20 protein-coding genes are annotated in these 19,359 nt (G+C 65.5%); 15 read left to right on the plus strand and 5 right to left on the minus strand.

What is annotated here, in order from left to right; translation table 11 throughout:
* Nucleotides 1–6: 6 nt before the first annotated feature.
* The 3 genes from ACTIEY_RS07560 to ACTIEY_RS07570 are packed head-to-tail and all read right to left on the minus strand — an operon-like array spanning nt 7 to nt 2,554.
* Nucleotides 7–456 carry an RNA-binding S4 domain-containing protein gene (locus tag ACTIEY_RS07560; protein ID WP_439518504.1) on the minus strand — a complete coding sequence of 150 codons (450 nt, stop codon included), beginning with the start codon at nt 454–456 and terminating at the stop codon, nt 7–9.
* Nucleotides 453–1,886, minus strand: a complete 1,434-nt coding sequence (locus tag ACTIEY_RS07565) for a sensor histidine kinase (RefSeq protein WP_439518505.1) — start codon at nt 1,884–1,886, stop codon at nt 453–455. Before ACTIEY_RS07565 ends, ACTIEY_RS07560 begins: the two co-directional genes overlap by 4 nt.
* Nucleotides 1,883–2,554, minus strand: a complete 672-nt coding sequence (locus ACTIEY_RS07570) for a response regulator transcription factor (protein ID WP_439518506.1) — start codon at nt 2,552–2,554, stop codon at nt 1,883–1,885. Before ACTIEY_RS07570 ends, ACTIEY_RS07565 begins: the two co-directional genes overlap by 4 nt.
* A gap of 205 nt (nt 2,555–2,759) precedes the next feature.
* Between ACTIEY_RS07570 and ACTIEY_RS07575 the strand changes: the two genes are divergently transcribed.
* The 15 genes from ACTIEY_RS07575 to ACTIEY_RS07645 all read left to right on the plus strand — a co-directional run bounded on the left by ACTIEY_RS07575 (nt 2,760) and on the right by ACTIEY_RS07645 (nt 18,318).
* Entirely contained in the window at nt 2,760–3,719 is a 960-nt protein-coding gene (locus tag ACTIEY_RS07575) for a Bug family tripartite tricarboxylate transporter substrate binding protein (RefSeq protein WP_439518507.1), read from the plus strand.
* A gap of 167 nt (nt 3,720–3,886) precedes the next feature.
* Complete coding sequence (locus ACTIEY_RS07580; RefSeq protein WP_439518508.1) at nt 3,887–4,414, plus strand: tripartite tricarboxylate transporter TctB family protein; 528 nt, start codon at nt 3,887–3,889, stop codon at nt 4,412–4,414.
* A 7-nt stretch (nt 4,415–4,421) separates the two neighbouring features.
* Nucleotides 4,422–5,912 (plus strand): tripartite tricarboxylate transporter permease, encoded by a 1,491-nt coding sequence (locus tag ACTIEY_RS07585; protein ID WP_439519422.1) that lies wholly within the window; start codon nt 4,422–4,424, stop codon nt 5,910–5,912.
* A gap of 178 nt (nt 5,913–6,090) precedes the next feature.
* Entirely contained in the window at nt 6,091–7,572 is a 1,482-nt protein-coding gene (locus tag ACTIEY_RS07590; RefSeq protein WP_439518509.1) for a sigma-54 interaction domain-containing protein, read from the plus strand.
* 163 nt (nt 7,573–7,735) lie between these two features.
* Nucleotides 7,736–8,944: a substrate-binding domain-containing protein gene (locus ACTIEY_RS07595; RefSeq protein WP_439518510.1), complete on the plus strand. Its 1,209-nt coding sequence runs from the start codon at nt 7,736–7,738 to the stop codon at nt 8,942–8,944.
* Between the two features lie 104 nt (nt 8,945–9,048).
* Nucleotides 9,049–9,810: an ABC transporter ATP-binding protein gene (locus tag ACTIEY_RS07600; protein WP_439518511.1), complete on the plus strand. Its 762-nt coding sequence runs from the start codon at nt 9,049–9,051 to the stop codon at nt 9,808–9,810.
* Nucleotides 9,807–10,541: an ABC transporter ATP-binding protein gene (locus tag ACTIEY_RS07605; RefSeq protein WP_439518512.1), complete on the plus strand. Its 735-nt coding sequence runs from the start codon at nt 9,807–9,809 to the stop codon at nt 10,539–10,541. Before ACTIEY_RS07600 ends, ACTIEY_RS07605 begins: the two co-directional genes overlap by 4 nt.
* A complete protein-coding gene (locus ACTIEY_RS07610) occupies nt 10,538–11,527 on the plus strand; it encodes a branched-chain amino acid ABC transporter permease (protein ID WP_439518513.1) in 990 nt (329 codons plus the stop codon). Before ACTIEY_RS07605 ends, ACTIEY_RS07610 begins: the two co-directional genes overlap by 4 nt.
* A 13-nt stretch (nt 11,528–11,540) precedes the next feature.
* Nucleotides 11,541–12,644, plus strand: a complete 1,104-nt coding sequence (locus tag ACTIEY_RS07615) for a branched-chain amino acid ABC transporter permease (RefSeq protein WP_439518514.1) — start codon at nt 11,541–11,543, stop codon at nt 12,642–12,644.
* On the plus strand, nt 12,641–13,513 hold the full coding sequence (locus ACTIEY_RS07620; RefSeq protein ID WP_439518515.1) for an alpha/beta fold hydrolase: 873 nt from the start codon (nt 12,641–12,643) through the stop codon (nt 13,511–13,513). The genes ACTIEY_RS07615 and ACTIEY_RS07620 overlap by 4 nt, the downstream gene beginning before the upstream one ends.
* 145 nt (nt 13,514–13,658) lie before the next feature.
* On the plus strand, nt 13,659–14,432 hold the full coding sequence (locus ACTIEY_RS07625; protein WP_439518516.1) for an ABC transporter ATP-binding protein: 774 nt from the start codon (nt 13,659–13,661) through the stop codon (nt 14,430–14,432).
* Nucleotides 14,433–14,434: 2 nt separating this feature from the next.
* Nucleotides 14,435–15,139, plus strand: a complete 705-nt coding sequence (locus ACTIEY_RS07630) for an ABC transporter ATP-binding protein (RefSeq protein ID WP_439518517.1) — start codon at nt 14,435–14,437, stop codon at nt 15,137–15,139.
* A 55-nt stretch (nt 15,140–15,194) separates the two neighbouring features.
* Complete coding sequence (locus tag ACTIEY_RS07635) at nt 15,195–16,388, plus strand: ABC transporter substrate-binding protein (protein WP_439518518.1); 1,194 nt, start codon at nt 15,195–15,197, stop codon at nt 16,386–16,388.
* A 90-nt stretch (nt 16,389–16,478) separates the two neighbouring features.
* A complete protein-coding gene (locus tag ACTIEY_RS07640) occupies nt 16,479–17,363 on the plus strand; it encodes a branched-chain amino acid ABC transporter permease (RefSeq protein ID WP_439518519.1) in 885 nt (294 codons plus the stop codon).
* A gap of 10 nt (nt 17,364–17,373) precedes the next feature.
* Entirely contained in the window at nt 17,374–18,318 is a 945-nt protein-coding gene (locus ACTIEY_RS07645) for a branched-chain amino acid ABC transporter permease (RefSeq protein WP_439518520.1), read from the plus strand.
* 101 nt (nt 18,319–18,419) lie between these two features.
* On the opposite strand, the gene ACTIEY_RS07650 is transcribed toward ACTIEY_RS07645, so the two are convergent.
* Both ACTIEY_RS07650 and ACTIEY_RS07655 read right to left on the minus strand, forming a co-directional pair.
* Nucleotides 18,420–18,833: a GFA family protein gene (locus ACTIEY_RS07650; RefSeq protein ID WP_439518521.1), complete on the minus strand. Its 414-nt coding sequence runs from the start codon at nt 18,831–18,833 to the stop codon at nt 18,420–18,422.
* Nucleotides 18,834–18,896: 63 nt separating this feature from the next.
* Nucleotides 18,897–19,265: a DUF2200 domain-containing protein gene (locus tag ACTIEY_RS07655; RefSeq protein ID WP_439518522.1), complete on the minus strand. Its 369-nt coding sequence runs from the start codon at nt 19,263–19,265 to the stop codon at nt 18,897–18,899.
* Nucleotides 19,266–19,359: the final 94 nt, after the last annotated feature.

The following is a 19,359-nucleotide window of genomic DNA, read 5'->3' on the forward strand; positions in this document are numbered from 1 at the left end:
GCCGCGCTATTCCTGATCGAGTGAGGCGCTCCAGCGGTCGTTCCACCCGGGCGGCGAGTCGCGCAGGCCTTCGATGTGGCGCCGGTCGCGTTTGGTGGGACGGCCGAGCGGCTGGCTGTGCGCTGGCTCGGGCGCCAGCCGGCGCAGCTCGGCGGCTTCGTGGCGTTGTTGAAGTGATTCGGGCGTTTCCTCAAAGAGCAGGGCGGCCACAGGAGCCGGGCCGCGCACGCCGCTCAAGGCCCGCACGACCACGGTGCGCACTTCGTGACCGATGCGCAGTTCCAGCACGTCTCCCGGCTTCACATCTCGAGAGGGCTTCACGCTGGCGCCGTTGAGCTTCACCCTTCCCTTGTCGATTTCCTCACTGCTCAGGCTGCGCGTCTTGTAGAAGCGCGCGGCCCAGAGCCATTTGTCGAGTCGAACTTTGGCGGTGCTGTCGGCAGAGGGTGTCTTCATGTCTCGTTGGGGGTGGGTGACAAAGGCAGTCGCACGGTGGCGTCCAGCCCGAGCACCTGTCCATGCTGAACGCGGTTGTCCAGGTCGATGCTGCCGCGCAGCGAGTTCACGATCTCGCGGCAGATCGCCAGGCCCAGTCCTGAGCCTGACAGGCTCGGCCCGCGACTGTGGTCGGTGGCAAACGGCTGGAACAGCCGCTCCCTCAGGGCAATCGAGATGCCCGGTCCGTCGTCGCTCACGGTGAGGGCGGCGGTGTGCCCGTCGGTCACCAGTGACACCGCAAGCCGCGAGCCCACCGGGGTGTTCTTGACGGCGTTGTGCAGCAGGTTGCGGCTGAGTTCGCGCAGGGCCCATTCGTGCGCCTGCACCGGCGCGGGCCGGGCGTCCAGCGAAAAGTCGAGCGAACGATCGGCAATCAGGGCCGAGAGATCGAGCGCGACCGCCCGCAACACCTCCGACCAGTCCACCACCGGCACGTTCTTGTCCTGGCGCAGCTGTTCGACTTTGGCCAGCGCGAGCATCTGGTTGGCCAGTTCGGTGGCACGGTCCACGGTATGGCCGATTTCTTCGAGCGCCTGCAAGGGCTCCACATCGCCACGCCGCGCCGACTGAACCTGTGTCTTGAGCACCGCCAGTGGCGTTCGCAACTGGTGCGAGGTGTCGCGCACGAAACGCTTCTGGTGGTCCAGCAGATCGGCCAGGCGCTGCATGTGCTGGTTGGTGGCATCCAGCAGGGGGCGCAGTTCGCGAGGCGCGCCTTCGGTGGGCAAAGGAGAGAGGTCGTTCTCGCTGCGGGCGGCCAGCGCGTGGCTCACGGCGCGAACCGGCCGGGTGGCACGCTGCACCACGAACACCACCACCAGCGCGATCACGATCACCAGCACCGCCTGGCGCCAGAGCGTGTCGACCAGGATCTGCCGCGCCAGCGTCTGGCGCAGCTCCAGGGTCTCGGCCACCTGGATGGTGGCCATGCCCAGACCTTCGACACCGGCCACGGGCTGCAGCAGCACCGCCATGCGGACCGGCACGCCCCGGTACTCATCGTCGTAGAAGTTCACCAGGGCGGCGTAGATGTTCTTGGTCGGGATGCTGCCGCGCTGGGCGGGCAGGTCGTCGAAGCCGGACACCATTTCGCCATCGAAACCGTTGACGCGGTAGTAGAGCCGACTCCGGTTGTCGGCCTCGAAGGCTTCGAGCGCCGAATACAGCATGGTGGACTGCACGCGCGCGCCCGGCCCGCTGCCCGAGACCTGCAACTGCTCGCCCAGCGACTTGGCGGTGGCCAGCAGCGTGCGGTCGTAGGCCGTGTCGGCCGCGGCGAGCGCCTGCCGGTACAGCACCACGGTGTTGATGAGCACGAAGGCAAACACCGGCAGCAGGATCCCCAGCAAGAGGGTGCGACGCAAGGAAAGGGTTGCCGGGCTGTTCATGAAGGCTCGGACTTGAGCAGGTAGCCCAGCCCGCGCAGCGTCACCAGTTGCGCCCCGGTGTGCGCGATCTTCTTGCGCAGCCGGTAGGCGACCACCTCGATGGCCTCGGGCTGCACCTGGCTTTCACCGGGAAACACCAGTTCGAACAGGCGCTCCTTGGCGATGGCGTGGCCTGGTTTGCCGAGCAGGGCGCGCAGCAAGGCCAGTTCGCGCGGGGCCAGTTCCATGGGCTGGCCGTCGAAATACACCGCACCGCTGTCCTTGTCGGCGTGCATGCCGCACCACACCGGCGGGGCCGGCGTCGCGCTGGCGGAACGGCGCACCAGGGCGCGCAGCCGGGCTTCGAGCTCGTCCAGGTCGAACGGTTTGGGCAGGTAGTCGTCGGCGCCGGTGTTCAGGCCCAGGATGCGGTCGCCCACGGTGCCGCGCGCAGTGAGGATGATGACCGGCGTGGTCAGGCCCATTGCGCGCGCCTGGCTCAGCACTTCCAGGCCGTCCAGCCCGGGCAGGCTCAGGTCGAGCAGCACCGCGTCGGGCAGGCTGGCCTGCCACAGGGCCAGCGCCCTGGCCCCGTCGTCGCAGCCCAGCACCTGCATGCCACGCCGCTCGAAACTGCGGCGCAGGGTGGTCTGCATGGTGGGGTTGTCTTCGATCAGCAGCAGCTTCATCTGGCGTGATTATGGTGGCCCGGCAAAGTAGCAACACGGGCCAGCCGCCGGGCCGCCCCAAGGCAGGCCCAGCCCCCTCGGGGGGCAGCGACCCGCGCGGCGGAGGAGCGTGGGGGCTAGGGTTTGTACTAGGAATCTGGACAGCGGATTGACAGCGTGCTGGCGCAACATCCGCAGTGTCCGTTTTACCCACCAGGAGACAAGCATGCGCCGCGATACCTTCCTCAAGACCCTGGCCGCCCTGGCCGCTGCGGGTGCCCTGCCGAATGCGGCCTGGGCCAACGCCAACATCAAGATGATGATCCCCGCCAACCCCGGCGGCGGCTGGGACGGCACCGGCCGTGCGCTCGGCGATGCGATGCGCGACGCGGGCGTGGCTTCGTCCGTGACCTACGAGAACAAGGGCGGTGCGGCCGGCGCCATCGGCCTGGCCCAGTTCTACAACGCCAGCAAGGGCGACCCCAACGCGCTGATGGTGATGGGTGCCGTGATGCTGGGCGGCCTGATCACGGGCAAGCCGCCCGTGTCGATCACGCAGCTCACCCCGATTGCGCGCCTGAGCACCGAATACAACGTGTTCGTGCTCCCCGAGAACTCGCCCTTCAAGACCATGAAGGATGTGGTCGAGCAGCTCAAGAAGGACCCTGGCAGCGTCAAGTGGGGCGGCGGTTCGCGCGGCGCCACCGAGCACATCGCCGCGGCGCAGATTGCGCAGGCCGTGGGCGTGCCGGCTTCGAAGATCAACTACGTTCCGTTCCGTGGGGGTGGTGAAGCCACGGCGGCCATCCTGGGCGGCAACGTCACGATCGGCGGCAGCGGCTACAGCGAGTTCCAGCAATACATCGACAGCGGCAAGATGCGCGCCATCGCCGTGACCTCGGGTCAGCGCGTGAAGGGCATCAACGTGCCCACGCTGAAGGAGCAGGGCATCGACGTGGAGATCGGCAACTGGCGCGGCGTGTACGGCGCGCCTGGCATCACGCAGGCCCAGCGCGACGCGCTGACCGCCATGGTGGTCAAGGCCACCCAGAGCAAGTCGTGGGCGGCTTCGGTGGAGAAGAACAACTGGACGCCCGCGCTGCTCACCGGCAAGGCGTTCGACGAGTTCGTGGACAAGGACTTCTCGTCGCTGCGCGCGACCATGGTTCGCGCCGGCATGGTGTAGATCGGAACTCCCCCCTGTGCCGCTTCGCGGCTTCCCCCCTCTGTGGCGCGCCTTCGGCGCTTCGAGGGGGGACGGCATCTTGGGCCGGCGTAGCCGGACCCTTGATGCCTCTGGAGGCGGACACTTATCTCGTCGCGCGTCTTGCTCCGGCGCTCTGGAAAGCTGACATGTCTCAACCTGATTCCCCATCTCAATCCGCCCACCGGCCTGGCCAATTGGCCGTCGCCGTGGGCGCGCTGCTCGTCGCGGCCGTGCTCGCGTATGGCGCGACCGATATCTCTTCGGATTCCGGCTACGCGGGTGTGGGCCCGAACTTCATGCCCTGGGTGATCAGTGGAGCATTGGCCATTTGTGGGGTGATGCTGCTGTGGGAAGTCTGGAGCGGTGGCTACCGCAACATGCCGGAGCCGTCGGGTTCCGCGCGCGGCGACTGGCGCTCGCTCGCCTGGGTCTCGGCCGGCGTGTTGCTCAATGCGTCGCTCATCACCACCATCGGCTTCATCCTGAGCTGCGCGCTGTGCTTCGTGCTGGCGGTGCGCGGCCTGCGCGCGAGCGAAGGCAAACCGGCAGGCAGCCTGCAGCAGACCGTGAAAGACGCGGTCATCGGCATCGTCATTTCGGCGCCGGTGTTCTGGTTGTTCACCAAGGTGCTGGCGGTGAACCTGCCCGGCATCACCGCTTCCGGATGGATCTGACGCCATGATGGACACCCTCAACCAGTTGCTCGGTGGCTTTGCCACGGCGGGCACGCCCATCAACCTGCTGTGGGCCTTTGCCGGTTGCGCTCTGGGCACCGCCATCGGCGTTCTTCCCGGGCTCGGACCGGCGGTCACGGTGGCCATGCTGTTGCCCATCACGGGCCAGGTGGAACCCACGGCGTCGATGATCTTTTTCGCCGGCATCTACTACGGCGCCATGTACGGGGGCTCGACCACGTCGATCCTGCTCAACACGCCGGGCGAGACCGGCACCATGGTGACCGCGCTGGAGGGGTTCAAGATGGCCAAGAGCGGGCGCGCCGGTGCGGCGCTGGCCAGCGCGGCCATCGGCTCCTTCGTGGCTGGAACCATTGCCACCATCCTGGTCACCCTGTTCGCACCCATGCTGGCGCAGTTCGCTGTGCAGTTGGGCCCGCCCGAGTATTTCTGCCTGATGCTGCTGGCTTTCACCACGGTGAGCGCCGTGCTGGGCCAGAGCACGCTGCGCGGGCTGACCGCGCTGTTCTTCGGCCTGGCGCTCGGCCTCATCGGCATCGACCAGATCACCGCGCAGGTGCGTTACACCGCAGGCGTGCTGGAGTTCATGGATGGCATCGAGGTGGTGCTCGTGGCCGTGGGCCTGTTCGCGGTGGCCGAGGCGCTCTACAACGCGCTTTACGAAGGCCGCAGCGAAGCCACGATGAACAAGATGAACAAGGCCCACATGACGCGCAGTGAGTGGCGCCGTTCCTGGCCAGCGTGGTTGCGCGGCACCGCCATCGGCTTTCCGTTCGGCACCATTCCGGCGGGTGGCACGGAGATTCCCACGTTCCTGAGTTACGCCACGGAGCGCAAGCTGGCCTCCCCCGAGCACAAGGCCGAGTTCGGCAGCACCGGTGCCATCGAAGGCGTGGCCGGGCCCGAGGCCGCGAACAACGCGGCCGTCACAGCCACCCTGGTGCCGTTGCTCACGCTGGGCATTCCCACGTCGGTCACGGCCGCCATTCTGCTGAGCGCCTTGCAGAACTACGGCATCAATGCCGGGCCGCAGTTGTTCCAGACATCGTCCGCGCTGGTGTGGGCGCTGATTGCCTCGCTCTACATCGGCAACGTGATGCTGCTGGTGCTGAACCTGCCGCTGGTGGGCCTGTGGGTGAAGCTGCTGAAGATCCCGCGCCCGCAGCTGTACGCGGGCATCCTGATCTTCGCCACGGTGGGTGTGTACGGCATGCGCCAGAGCGCGTTCGACCTGTTCCTGATGTACGGCCTGGGTCTGCTGGGTGTGGTGATGCGCCGCTACGACTTCCCCACGGCGCCGGTCATCGTGGGCCTGATCCTGGGCCCGATGGCTGAAGCCCAGATGCGCAATGCGGTGTCCATCGGTGAGGGGAGCTGGATGGTGTTCCTGCAGCGTCCGATGTCGGCGACCTTGCTGGCGGTGGTGGTGCTGGTGTTGATCCTGCCGCGTCTGTTGGCGCGTCGGGTGGTGGTTTAGGGCGGTAGACCTCGCGTGCTCACGGATGCGGTGCGCTCTGCTCCGCGGCTGTCCGCCGGCGGCTGGAGCCGCCTCCTCCTTTATGCCGCTGCGCAGAACGCACCGCGTCCGCGAGCAGAGTTGATGTCGGCTCGCCGCCGATGACCGGACCCACTACGGTGAGGGGTACCATTCGCCCATGACCCGCGACGACCGCCTCCCACGCGACGCCCAAAGCATTCTTGAACTGGCCGCAAAGTCCATGTTCGAGCTGTTCGCCAACGCCAGCGAAGGCATGATGCTGGTGGACCGCGACGGGCGTGTGGTGTGGATCAACGACCAGTACCGCCGTTTCCTGCCCGCGCTCGGGTTCGAGCGCGAGGAAGATTTTGTGGGCCATCCGGTCTCGCGCGTTGTGCAGAACACGCAGATGCACCAGGTGCTGGCCACCGGCAAGCCCATCCTCATCGACCTGCTCACCAACCGGGCCGGCACCTTCGTCGTCAGCCGCATCCCGCTGCGCGACGACGTGGGCGAAGTCATCGGCGTGCTCGGCATCGTGCTGTTCGATCACCCCGAAACCACCTTGCAACCCCTCATCAGCAAGTTCGCGCGGCTCGAGCAGGACTTGAGCGAGGCGCGCCGCGAACTCGCCAGCCAGCGCCGCACCAAGTACACCTTTGCCAGCTTCGTGGGCAGCAGCGCCGCCGCGCTGGAAGTGAAGCGCCAGGCGCGCCGCGCTGCGCAGTCGGCCAGCCCGGTGCTGCTGCTGGGAGAGACCGGCACCGGCAAGGAACTGCTCGCCCACGCCATCCACGCCGCTTCACCCCGTGCGGGGCGCCCGTTCGTGAGCGTGAACATGGCGGCCGTGCCCGACACCCTGCTGGAGGCCGAGTTCTTCGGTGTCGCGCCCGGTGCCTACACGGGCGCCGACAAGAAGGGGCGAGACGGCAAGTTCAAGCTGGCGGACGGCGGCACGCTGTTCCTGGATGAACTGGGCGACATGCCGATGTCGGTGCAGGTCAAGCTGTTGCGCGCCCTGCAGGAAGGCGAGATCGAGCCGCTGGGTTCGAACAAGCTGGTGAGCTTTGACGTGCGCGTGGTCGCTGCCACCTCGCGCGACCTGCAGCAGATGGTGCGCGACGGCAGCTTCCGCGAAGACCTCTACTACCGTCTCAATGTGCTGCCGATCCGCGTGCCGCCCCTGCGCGAACGGCAGGACGACATCACGCTGCTGATCGAGGCGCTGTGCGAGGACATCGCCGCTCGCGGCGGCGGCGCCCAGCTCGAGCTCACCGCCGACGCCCAGGCCCTGCTGGGCGCCCAACCGTGGCGCGGCAACATCCGCGAACTGCGCAACGTGCTGGAGCAGCTCGCCCTGCGCAGCGACACCCACCACATTGAGGCTGCGCAGGTCGACGCCGTGCTGCGCGAAGCCGGCCTGCCGGCGCTGACCCCGAGTGCCTTGCCGCGCAACGCGCCGCGCAGCTTGCCGGTGGGCGACGTGCGCCCCTTGCCCGAGCAGATCGCCGAGCTGGAGCAGCGCGCCATTGCGCACGCGCTGGCGCAGACCGGTGGCAACCGCACCGCAGCGGCCCGGCTGCTCGGCATCTCCCGCGCAAGCCTGTACGACCGGCTGGCGGGGCAGGGCGAATTGTCTGAAATCCAGACGACTGTCTGAATTTCAGACAGTTTTTGCGATACACGTCGTCTGAAAATCAGACGTCTCCTGAGCTTGCAGAAAAAATCTGGTTGTAAATCAACGGCTTGTCTCGCTGGCACGAAGCCTGCAAAGCACCAGCGCGGCGCCCAGCGCTGTGACCGCTACAACCAGGAGACAAGACATGACTCACACCACCCGCCGTCTGGCGGTCATCGCGCTCGCCTGCTCGGCCGCGCTCGGCACTTCCCTCGCATCGGCTCAGGCCAACAAAGGCGAGATCCGTATCGCCCACATCCACAGCAAGACCGGCCCGCTGGAGGCCTATGCCAAGCAGACCCAGGCGGGCCTGATGATGGGCCTGAGCTACGCCACCCAGGGCACCATGATGGTCGGGGGCAAGAAGATCGTGGTGATCGAGAAGGACGACCAGGGCAAGCCCGACGTGGGCAAGAGCCTGCTGGCCGCCGCGTACGCCGACGACAAGGTGGACCTGGCGATCGGCCCGACCGCTTCGCCCGTGGCCCTGGCCATGCTGCCGGTGGCTGAGGAATACAAGAAGATCCTGCTGGTGGAGCCCGCCGTGGCCGACTCCATCACCGGTGACAAGTGGAACAAGTACATCTTCCGCACCGGCCGCAACAGCAGCCAGGACGCCGCCGCCAACGCCGTGGCGCTGGACCAGCCGGGCAACGTGGTGGCCACGCTCGCCAACGACAACGCTTTCGGCCGCGACGGCGTGAAGGCCGCCAAGGACTTCATCAAGAAGGCCAAGATCGTTCACGAGGAATACCTGCCCGTGGGCACGACGGACTTCACCGCTGGCCTGCTGCGCATCGTCGACAAGCTCAAGGACCAGCCGGGCAACAAGTACATCTCGGTGGGCTGGTCGGGTGCGCCCACGCCGTTTGGCAAGATCGCCGAAATGGAGCTGGAGAAGCGCTACGGCATCAAGCTCGCCACGGGCGGCAACATCCTGCCGGCCATGGTCGCCTACAAGCAGTTCCCCGGCATGGAAGGTGCGCTGTACTACTACTTCGGCATCCCCAAGAACCCGGTGAACGACGCGATGGTGGCCGAGCACTACAAGCAGTTCAAGACGCCGCCGGACTTCTTCACCGCCGGTGGCTTCAGCGCCGCCATGGCCGTGGTGACCGCGCTCAAGAAGACCAACGGTGACACCAACACCGAGAAGCTCATCACCACCATGGAAGGCATGAGCTTCGACACGCCCAAGGGCAAGATGACCTTCCGCAAGGAAGACCACCAGGCCATGCAGAGCATGTACCACTTCAAGATCAAGGTGGACCCGGCATTTGCGTGGGGCGTGCCGGAACTGGTTCGCGAGATCAAGCCTGAGGATCTGGCGATTCCCATCAGGAACAAGCGCTGATTCTCAACAACCGTTCGGGCTGAGCCTGTCGAAACCCATCCACGCCTGGAGGCCCTTCGACAGGCTCAGGGCGAACGGACACTGCCTCTCTCCGAGGATTCTCGATGCTTGAAACCCAAGATCTCACGGTCCGCTTCGGTGGCCACGTGGCGGTGAGTGCCGTCTCGTGCGCGTTCGCGCCGGGCACACTGACCGCCATCGTCGGCCCGAACGGGGCGGGCAAGACGACCTACTTCAATCTGATCTCCGGCCAGATCAAGGCCAGTGCGGGCCGCGTGCTGCTGGGTGGCAAGGACATTTCTGCGCTCGGTGCGCCGGCGCGGGCGCAGGCCGGCCTCGGTCGTGCATTCCAGCTCACCAACCTGTTTCCCAACCTCACCGTTCGCGAGAACGTGCGCCTGGCCGTGCAGGCCAAGGCCCGCGCAGGGCTGAACCTGTGGCGCATCTGGAGCGACCGGCGCGATCTGCTGGAACGCGCCGATGCCGTGCTGGAGACCGTGGCGCTGGCCGACAAGCGCGACGCGCTCGCCAGCAGCCTGCCGCACGGTGATCAGCGCAAGCTGGAGGTGGCCATCCTGATGGCGCTGGAGCCGCAGGTGTTCATGTTCGACGAACCCACCGCCGGCATGAGCGTGGACGAGGTGCCGGTGATCCTGAACCTGATCCGGCAACTGAAGAACGACAAGACCAAGACCATCCTGCTGGTCGAGCACAAGATGGACGTGGTGCGCGAACTCTCGGACCGCATCATCGTGCTGCACAACGGCGAACTGGTGGCCGATGGCGACCCGGCCGAGGTGATCGCCTCCCCGGTGGTGCAGCAGGCCTACCTCGGCATCAATCCTGAAGAAGAGATGGCAGCATGAGCAACCTGCTCACCCTGCAAGGGGTGCACACCCACATTGGCGCGTACCACATCCTCCACGGCGTGGACCTGGAGGTGCCGGCAGGCCAGATGACCATGCTGCTCGGCCGCAATGGCGCGGGCAAGACGACCACGCTGCGCACCATCATGGGCCTGTGGCACGCCAGCCAGGGCACGCTCACGCTGGACGGCGTGGACATCACCCAACGACCCACGCCCGACATCGCGCAAAGCGGCGTGGCATACGTCCCTGAGAGCATGGGCATCTTCTCGGACCTCTCGGTGCGAGAGAACATGCTGCTGTCCGCGCGCGGCGCGCGCACGCTGGACGACATCGACACGCAGCGCCTGGAATGGATCTTCGGCCTGTTCCCGGCCATGAAGAAGTTCTGGCTGCACCCGGCCGGCAAGCTCAGCGGTGGGCAGAAGCAGATGCTGGCCGTCTCGCGCGCCATCGTCGAGCCGCGCAAGCTGCTGCTGATCGACGAGCCCAGCAAGGGGCTGGCACCCGCGATCATCCAGAACATGATCGCGGCCTTCCGCGAACTCAAGGCCGCGAAGACCACCATCCTGCTGGTGGAGCAGAACTTCAATTTCGCGCGCCAGCTCGGCGACACGGTGGCCGTGATGGACGACGGGCGTGTGGTGCACAGCGGCTCGATGGCAGAACTGGCTTCCGATGAGAACCTGCAATCCAGGCTGCTCGGCCTTTCCCTCGGAGCGCACCAATGACATTGCTCAAAGCCGACTTCGACTGGAAGCCGCTGGCGCTGGTGCCCGTGCTCGCGCTGCTCGCGTTGCCTGCCGTGGGCAGCGGCTCCACCTGGATCACGCTCACGGTGGCGGGCCTGGCCATGGGCATGATTATCTTCATCATTGCGTCGGGCCTCACGCTGGTGTTCGGTCTCATGGATGTGCTGAATTTCGGTCACGGCGTGTTCATCGCACTCGGCGCCTTTGTGGCCACCACGGTGCTGGGCAGCATGAACAGCTTCACCACCGCCGACAGCCTCTGGCTGAACCTGGCGGCGCTGCTGCCGGCCATGCTGGTGGCCATGGCAGTGGCCGGCGCGCTGGGCTGGGTGTTCGAGCGGCTGATCATCCGCCCGGTGTACGGCATGCACCTGAAGCAGATCCTCATCACCATGGGCGGCATGATCATCGGTGAAGAACTCATCAAGGTGGTGTGGGGGCCGGAGCAGATCGCATTGCCGCTGCCAGAGGCATTGCGCGGTTCCTTCATCTTTGGCGACGCGGCGGTGGAGAAGTACCGCCTGCTCGCGGTGCTGGTGGGTCTGGCGGTGTTCGCGGCCATGGTGTGGACGCTCAACCGCACCAAGGTGGGCCTGCTGGTGCGCGCGGGCGTGCAGGACCGCGAGATGGTCGAGTCGCTCGGCTACCGCATTCGCCAGCTCTTCATCGGCGTGTTCGTGGTGGGCAGCGCGCTGGCCGGCCTGGGCGGCGTGATGTGGGGCCTGTACCAGCAGAGCGTGATTCCGCAGATGGGCGCGCAGGTCAATGTGCTGATCTTCATCGTCATCATCATCGGCGGCCTGGGCTCCACCACGGGGGCGCTGATCGGTGCCCTGCTGGTGGGGCTGATGGCCAACTACACCGGCTTCCTGGCTCCGAAGGTGGCGCTGTTCTCCAACATCGCATTGATGGTGGCCATCCTGCTGTGGCGGCCACAGGGCGTGTACCCGGTGACGAACCGTTGAACAGGAGCGCCGCATGATTTCCCGACTCCTTTCCAACGACCTCCCGCGCAGCCGCTGGCTCAGCGTGTTGCTGATCGTGCTGTTCCTGGGCCTGGCCCTGGCGCCCTTCCTGTTCCCTGGTGTGAAGGCGCTGAACGTGGCGGCCAAGGTGCTGATCTTCGTGGCGCTGGTCGCCAGCTTCGACCTGCTGCTGGGCTACACCGGCATCGTGAGTTTCGCGCATACGATGTTCTTCGGCATCGGGGCGTATGGCGTGGCCATTGCGTTGAACTCGGTGGAGCAGGCGAGCTGGGGTGCCTTGCTGGTCGGCATCGTCTGCGCGCTGCTGATCTCGCTGGTGCTCTCGCTGCTCATCGGCCTGTTCTCGTTGCGCGTGAAGGCGATCTTCTTCGCCATGATCACGCTCGCCGTGGCCTCGGCCTTCCTCACGCTGGCGTCTCAGCTCTCCGACTTCACGGGCGGTGAAGACGGCCTGACCTTCCGCGTGCCCGAGCTGCTGTCGCCCGGCTTCAGCCTGCGCGAGGAACCCATCCGCACGCCGCTGGGCGAGGTGGACCTGAACGGCCGGCTGATCACCTACTACCTGATCTTCCTGGCCGTTACTGCCATCTTCCTCACCATCCTGCGCATCGTGAACTCGCCCTTCGGTCGCGTCCTGCAAGCGATTCGCGAGAACGATTTCCGAGCCGAAGCGCTGGGCTACCGCACGGTGGTGTACCGCACGCTGTCCAATGTGTTGTCCGCCAGCTTCGCCACGCTTGCCGGGTGCCTGCTGGCCATCTGGCTGCGCTACAACGGACCCGACACCTCGCTCTCGTTCGAGATCATGCTCGACATCCTGCTCATCGTCGTCATCGGTGGCATGGGCACGCTGTACGGCGCGCTCATTGGCAGCGTGCTGTTCCTGGTGGCGCAGAGCTATCTGCAGGATCTGCTGCGCCTGGCCGGCGAGGCCACCCAGGGCATTCCGCTGCTGCCCGCACTGCTCACGCCAGACCGGTGGCTGCTCTGGCTGGGCCTGCTCTTCGTGCTTTCGGTGTACTACTTTCCCACCGGCATCGTGGGCAAGCTCAGGGAACGCGCCGTGCTCTCGCGCATGAAGGGCCGCAACCCATGAACACCGCCATCGCCACCACCGTGTTGCCCCGCTCGCGCTACCTGAAGTGCGAGGGCCGCGAGATCCACTTCATGGACTGGGAACCCGAAGAGCCCACGGGCCCTGTGGTGGTGGCCTGGCATGGCCTGGCGCGCACGGGCCGCGACATGGACCCACTGGCCGAGCACCTGTGCGCCCTGGGCTGGCGTGTGATCTGCCCCGACACCATTGGCCGTGGCCTGAGCCAGTGGAGCCCGAAACCCGAAGCCGAGTACTGCCTCGATTTTTACGGCCGCATTGCCACATCGCTGGTGGACCAGCTCGCACTCAAGCGCTTCCATTGGGTGGGCACGTCCATGGGTGGCGCCATCGGCATGGCGTGCGCAGCGGGGCCACTGCACGGCCGAGTCGAAAGGCTGGTGCTCAACGACATCGGCCCCAGGCTCGCCGACGCCGCGGTGCAGCGCATCCGCAGCTACGCCGGCAGCCCACCGGGCTTCGACACGGTGAGCGAACTGGAGCAGTACTTCCGCACCGTCTACAAGCCGTACGGCTACATCAGCGATGCACAGTGGCGCCTCTTCACCGAGAGCTCCACCCGACGCCTGCCGGACGGCCGCGTGACGCCACACTACGACCCGGCCATGGTGCGCCAGTTCATCGACCACCCCCACGATTACGACCTCTGGCCCACCTACGACCGCATCGACGTGCCCGTGCTGTGCCTGCGTGGTGCCGACTCGGACCTGCTGCTGGCCGACACCGCAGAAGCCATGCGCGACCGCGGGCCCCGGGCGCTGGTGGTGACCATTGCCGGTTGCGGACACGCGCCGGCCTTGAACGTGCCCGAGCAACTGGATCTGGTGCATCGGTTTCTGGCGGGGCACTGAGTGAAGACCCTGCTTTCGCCCACAGCCAAGCGCGAGTACGCTTGCACCCATCAGACCGGTCGCGGATTCTCGACCCAACAACTCCCATCGATCGCGTCTGGCGCAAGCCGGCGTGGCCATGGATAAACAGTCGCCGGAGAAGCAATTGTCAGCAGAGTGCATTCTTGAAACGCAGCGCTTGAGCAAGGAATTCAAGGGCTTCGTGGCGGTCAACCAGGTGGACTTGAAAGTGCAGCGTGGCCACATCCACGCCCTGATAGGACCCAACGGCGCAGGCAAGACCACGTTCTTCAACCTGCTCACCAAATTCCTGCCGCCCAGCAGCGGCACCATCCGGTTCAACGGCGTGGACATCACCCACGAGAAACCCGCACAGACTGCGCGACGCGGCATCGTGCGTTCGTTCCAGATCTCCGCGGTGTTCCCGCACATGACGGTGCTGGAGAACGTCCGCGCGGCCTTGCAACGCAACCTGGGTACCTCGTTCCATTTCTGGAAGGCGGAAAGTTCGTTGCATCACCTGCACGAGCGCGCACGCGAGCTGCTGGCTGCCGTGGACCTGCAGGATTTCACCGAAGAGCTGACGGTGAACCTGCCCTACGGCCGCAAGCGCGCGCTGGAACTGGCCACCACGCTGGCGCTGGAGCCCGAGCTGATGTTGCTGGACGAGCCCACGCAGGGCATGGGCCATGAAGACGTGGACCGGGTCACGCAGTTGATCAAGAAGGTGTCGCAGGGGCGCACCATCCTCATGGTGGAACACAACATGAACGTCGTGGCATCCATTGCCGACCGCATCACCGTGCTGCAGCGGGGCGCGATCATCGCCGATGGCCCGTACGCCGAGGTGTCCCGCAATCCGCAGGTGATCGAGGCCTACATGGGCTCGGCCGACACCGCACTGCAGGGAGCTCACTGACCATGGCCAAGGAAATGCTCCGCATCGACGACCTGCACGCGTGGTACGGCGAGTCGCACATCCTGCATGGCGTCAACCTCACCGTGCACGAGGGCGAGGTCATCACGCTGCTCGGTCGCAACGGCGCTGGCCGCACCACCACCATGCGCGCCATCGTGGGCCTCACGGGCAAGCGCACGGGTTCCATCCGCATCCAGGGCACGGAGTCCATCGGCATGGCGCCGCACCGCGTGGCGCACCTGGGCATTGGCTATTGCCCTGAAGAGCGCGGCATCTTCGCCAGCCTCAGCGCCGAAGAAAACCTCATGCTGCCGCCCGTGCTGGGCCCCGGCGGTATGTCGCTGGACGAGATCTACGACATGTTCCCCAACCTGAAGGAACGCGCCAGCAGCCCGGGCACGCGCCTCTCGGGCGGTGAGCAGCAGATGCTGGCGGTGGCCCGCATCCTGCGCACCGGAGCCCGCCTGTTGCTGCTGGACGAGATATCCGAAGGCCTCGCGCCCGTCATCGTGCAGAAGCTCGCCGAGATGATTCTCGCCCTCAAGAAGAAGGGCTACACGATCGTGTTGGTCGAACAGAACTTCCGCTTCGCAGCGCCGTTGGCCGATCACTTCTACGTGATGGAGCACGGCGTGATCGTCAAGCAGTTCGAGAAGAAGGAATTGAGCCAGAACATGGCCATGTTGCAGGAGTACCTGGGCGTCTGACCGCTGTACCCGCAGCGCCAACATGCCCGGCTTTTTTTAACCCGAAGGAGACACCATGAAACTCAAACCCATCGTCATCGCCGCGTCCATCGCGCTGGCCACCGCCGCATCTGCGCAGGGCACCGGCCCGGTGAGGATCGGCTTCATCACCGACATGTCCAGCCTGTACGCGGACATCGACGGCCCTGCTGGCGCCGAGATGGTCAAGTGGGCGGCCGAAGATTTCGGCGGCAAGGTGCTGGGCCGACCGGTCGAGGTGCTGTCCGCCGACCACCAGAACAAGGCCGACGTGGCCAGCTCCAAGGCCCGCGAGTGGATCGACAAGGAAGGCCTGTCGATGCTGGTGGGCGGCACCAACTCCGGCACGGCCCTGGCCATGGCCAAGGTGGCCGAAGAGAAGAAGCGCCCTTTCATGGTGATCGGCGCGGGATCTGCGCGCCTGACCAATGAGGCGTGCTCCCCCTACACCGTGCACTACGCCTACGACACCGTGGCACTGGCCAAGGTGGCGGGCAATGCGCTGGTGAAGGGCGGCGCGAAGAACTGGTATTTCCTGACCGCCGACTACGCTTTCGGCCATTCGCTCGAAGCCGATGCGTCGACGGTGGTCAAGGCCAACGGCGGCACCGTGGCAGGCTCGGTGCGCCACCCGCTGAACGCGTCCGACTTCTCCTCGTTCCTGCTGCAGGCACAGACCTCCAAGGCCGATGTGCTGGCGCTGGCCAACGCCGGCGGCGACTTCACGAATGCCATGAAGGCCGCCCGCGAGTTCGGCATCAACAAGAGCATGAAGCTCGCAGGCTTGCTGGTGTTCATCAACGACGTGCACAGCCTGGGCCTGGCCAATACCGAAGGCTTGCAACTGGCCGACAGTTGGTACTGGAACCAGGACGACGCCTCGCGCAAGTTCGCCAAGCGCTTCTTCGAGAAGTACAAGCGCATGCCTTCTTCTCTGCAGGCCGCCAACTACTCCGCCACCACCACCTACCTGAAGGCGGTCCAGGCGGCAGGGACCACCGACGCCGACAAGGTCATGGCCACCATGAAGAGCACCAAGGTCAATGACTTCTACAGCAAAGGGCAGATCCGCGCGGACGGCCGCATGATCCACGACATGTACCTGTACCAGGTCAAGGGCAACAAGGAATCCACCACGCCGTGGGACTACTACAAGCTGGTGGCCAAGGTCCCCGGCGAGCAGGCTTACACCACGGTGGCCGAGTCCAAGTGCACGCTGGTCAAGAAGTAAACGCTTGAAGCAGGGCGCGCCCCGTGCGGGGCGCGCCCATGTTGACTCACTGGCAGTTTTTTTGAGTCTGGCCTGACCGGACGAGATTCCATGGAAATTTTCGGCATACCCCATCAGGCCTTCATGGGCCAGATCCTGCTCGGGCTCGTCAATGGCGCGTTCTACGCCATGCTCAGCCTCGGTCTGGCGGTGATCTTCGGGCTCCTGGGCGTGGTCAACTTCGCGCACGGAACCCTCTACATGCTGGGTGCTTTCGCCGCCTGGATCATGCTCGACCAGTTCGGCGTCAACTACTGGGTTTCCCTGGTGGTTGCACCGCTGCTCGTGGGGGCGTTGGGTGTGGTGATCGAGCGGCTGTTCCTTCGGCACCTGTACAAGCTGGATCCGCTCTACGGCTTGTTGCTCACATTCGGCCTCACCCTGATTCTCGAAGGCGTGTTCCGCGAGATCTACGGCGCATCGGGTCAGAACTACCCGGTGCCCGATCTGCTGCAGGGGTCGACCGACCTCGGCTTCATGTTCCTGCCCAACTACCGAGCCTGGGTGGTGTTCGCGTCCCTGGCCGTGTGCTTCGGCACCTGGTACCTCATCGAGCGCACGCGCCTGGGGGCCTACCTGCGCGCAGGTACCGAAAATTCCGCGCTGGTGCAGACCTTCGGCGTCAACGTGCCGATGATGGTGATGCTCACCTACGGCGCTGGCGCGGCACTGGCGGCGCTGGCCGGGGTGCTCGCCGCGCCCATCATCCAGGTGAGTCCGCTGATGGGCTCGAACCTCATCATCGTGGTGTTCGCGGTGGTCGTGATCGGGGGCATGGGATCGATCATGGGGTCCATCCTCACCGGGCTCGCGCTGGGCGTGGTCGAAGGCATGACGCGCGTCTTCTACCCCGAAGCTTCGAACATCGTGGTCTTCGTCATCATGGTCCTCGTGCTCATGGTGCGACCAGCCGGCCTGTTCGGCAAAGAGGCCTGAAGTCAATCGTATGAAAAACCTGTCCAAAACCACCCGCGTCACCTACGCCGTACTACTGGCACTGGCCGTGGTCGCACCCCTGGTGGGGCTGTATCCCGTGTTCCTCATGAAGCTGCTGTGCTTCGCGCTGTTCGCTTGCGCGTTCAACCTGCTGCTGGGTTTCACGGGCCTGCTGTCCTTCGGGCACGCTGCCTTTTTCGGGTCGGCGGCCTACATCTCGGGCCACCTGATCAAGGTCTACGCGCTCACGCCCGAGTGGGGCTTGCTGGCGGGCACGGTGGGCGCGGGGCTCATTGGCCTGGTGGTGGGCGCGGTTGCGATCCGCCGTCAGGGCATCTACTTCGCCATGATCACGCTCGCCATTGCGCAGATGGTCTATTTCGTCTGCCTGCAGGTGCCCCAGACCGGCGGTGAGGATGGCCTGCAAGGTGTGCCGCGCGGCGAGCTGTTCGGCCTCATCTCGCTGGCTTCGGACACCAACATGTATTACCTGGTGCTTGCGATCTTCGTCGGCTGCTTCATGGCCATTTCGCGCATCGTCCATTCGCCCTTTGGCCAGGTGCTGAAGATGATCCGCGAGAACGAACCCCGTGCCATCTCGCTCGGCTACCAGACCGACAAATACAAGTTGCTGGCCTTCGTGCTGTCGGCCGCCCTCGCAGGCCTGGCCGGTTCGCTCAAGACCCTGGTGATGGGCTTTGCCACGCTGTCGGATGCGCACTGGAGCATGTCGGGCGAGGTCATCCTCATGACCCTGCTGGGCGGCGTGGGCACCCTGTTCGGCCCCGTGCTCGGCGCCGGCATTGTCATTGCCCTGCAGAACCTGCTGGCCGACAAGGTGGGCTCGTGGGTCACCGTGATCATCGGTGTGATCTTCGTGGTGTGCGTGCTGGCTTTCCGCAAGGGCATCGTGGGCGAGCTGCGGGCTGCGCTGGAGCGGAGGCCGAGCAACTAGTCGGCTTTTTTCTGGTGCAGCCTGCGCTGCAGGGAAGGGCTCGCTGGCCTGCACCGCGTGGCGGTCAGTCAGGCTGGTGTGGTCGAGCTGACCGAGATGTGTCAGGCCTCACCAGGCGAACGCGCGTGTGGGCTGCAGGTGGTGCCGAGCACGACCCAGGGAAGCTTGTTCTCGCAAAAGATTTCCATGGCCGGCACGTGGCGCTCGGGTGCCTCCGTCGTCCCGAGGTAAAGCATGCTCAGCCCCGGGTAGTCGTGGACGTTGACATTGAAGATCGGCGTCCCACACTGGCCGCAGAAGCTTCGGGTTGTTCGCTCGGTGACCTGGTGCCGCGTGAGGTCGGCGTTCTGTTCCAGGACCTCAACGTCGGCGCTTCGGGCGACCACGTAGACGGAGAAGGGCGCGCCCGTCATTCGCCTGCAAAGTCCGCAGTGGCACGCCACGACTTGAACCGGCGCACGACCGACCGAATAGGTGACGCTGCCGCAGAGACAAGAACCCTTGAATGCTGTCATGTGGCCTTGGAAAGTGAGCTGACTACGTGGGCTGAAGGCGAGTTTAGCCGTGGCAGCCGCCCGTCAGGCTTCTGGCGAAGCCCGCAGGATCTTCTCCATCTTCTTCCCCTTCGCCAGTTCATCGATCAGCTTGTCCAGGTAGCGGATCTTCTGCATCAGCGGGTCGTCCACGGCCTCGACGCGCACGCCACAGACCACACCGGTGATCAGCGATGTGTTGGGGTTCATGGCCGGGGCCTCAGCGAAGAAAGCTTCGAAGTCCTTGCCTTGTTCGATCTGCCGCTCCAGGCCGGCCTGGTCGTAGCCGGTGAGCCAGCGGATGATCTGATCGACTTCCGCTTTTGTGCGGCCCTTGCGCTCAGCTTTCTGCACATACAGGGGATAGACCTTGGCGAAGGCCATCTTGAAGACGCGGTGGGTGGTCGTGGTCATGGTGGTCATCCTTCCTTCGCTCTGAGTGCCCATGATGAGCAAAGCCTGCGCGTCGGCACAATGGCGGGCATGCCTGCTTCGCTTCGACATGGAT

Origin of the sequence: Hydrogenophaga sp. (assembly GCF_051858985.1) — a bacterium.
Taxonomy (GTDB): Bacteria; Pseudomonadota; Gammaproteobacteria; order Burkholderiales; family Burkholderiaceae_C; genus Hydrogenophaga.

Coding starts and splice junctions, on each gene's coding strand:
- ACTIEY_RS07630 (WP_439518517.1), top strand. CDS start 14,435: ATGGCCAAGGAAATGCTCCGCATCGACGACCTGCACGCGTGGTACGGC.
- ACTIEY_RS07605 (WP_439518512.1), top strand. CDS start 9,807: ATGAGCAACCTGCTCACCCTGCAAGGGGTGCACACCCACATTGGCGCG.
- ACTIEY_RS07655 (WP_439518522.1), bottom strand. CDS start 19,265: ATGACCACGACCACCCACCGCGTCTTCAAGATGGCCTTCGCCAAGGTC.
- ACTIEY_RS07575 (WP_439518507.1), top strand. CDS start 2,760: ATGCGCCGCGATACCTTCCTCAAGACCCTGGCCGCCCTGGCCGCTGCG.
- ACTIEY_RS07650 (WP_439518521.1), bottom strand. CDS start 18,833: ATGACAGCATTCAAGGGTTCTTGTCTCTGCGGCAGCGTCACCTATTCG.
- ACTIEY_RS07635 (WP_439518518.1), top strand. CDS start 15,195: ATGAAACTCAAACCCATCGTCATCGCCGCGTCCATCGCGCTGGCCACC.
- ACTIEY_RS07585 (WP_439519422.1), top strand. CDS start 4,422: ATGGACACCCTCAACCAGTTGCTCGGTGGCTTTGCCACGGCGGGCACG.
- ACTIEY_RS07610 (WP_439518513.1), top strand. CDS start 10,538: ATGACATTGCTCAAAGCCGACTTCGACTGGAAGCCGCTGGCGCTGGTG.
- ACTIEY_RS07620 (WP_439518515.1), top strand. CDS start 12,641: ATGAACACCGCCATCGCCACCACCGTGTTGCCCCGCTCGCGCTACCTG.
- ACTIEY_RS07595 (WP_439518510.1), top strand. CDS start 7,736: ATGACTCACACCACCCGCCGTCTGGCGGTCATCGCGCTCGCCTGCTCG.
- ACTIEY_RS07590 (WP_439518509.1), top strand. CDS start 6,091: ATGACCCGCGACGACCGCCTCCCACGCGACGCCCAAAGCATTCTTGAA.
- ACTIEY_RS07565 (WP_439518505.1), bottom strand. CDS start 1,886: ATGAACAGCCCGGCAACCCTTTCCTTGCGTCGCACCCTCTTGCTGGGG.
- ACTIEY_RS07600 (WP_439518511.1), top strand. CDS start 9,049: ATGCTTGAAACCCAAGATCTCACGGTCCGCTTCGGTGGCCACGTGGCG.
- ACTIEY_RS07560 (WP_439518504.1), bottom strand. CDS start 456: ATGAAGACACCCTCTGCCGACAGCACCGCCAAAGTTCGACTCGACAAA.
- ACTIEY_RS07640 (WP_439518519.1), top strand. CDS start 16,479: ATGGAAATTTTCGGCATACCCCATCAGGCCTTCATGGGCCAGATCCTG.
- ACTIEY_RS07580 (WP_439518508.1), top strand. CDS start 3,887: ATGTCTCAACCTGATTCCCCATCTCAATCCGCCCACCGGCCTGGCCAA.
- ACTIEY_RS07570 (WP_439518506.1), bottom strand. CDS start 2,554: ATGAAGCTGCTGCTGATCGAAGACAACCCCACCATGCAGACCACCCTG.
- ACTIEY_RS07645 (WP_439518520.1), top strand. CDS start 17,374: ATGAAAAACCTGTCCAAAACCACCCGCGTCACCTACGCCGTACTACTG.
- ACTIEY_RS07615 (WP_439518514.1), top strand. CDS start 11,541: ATGATTTCCCGACTCCTTTCCAACGACCTCCCGCGCAGCCGCTGGCTC.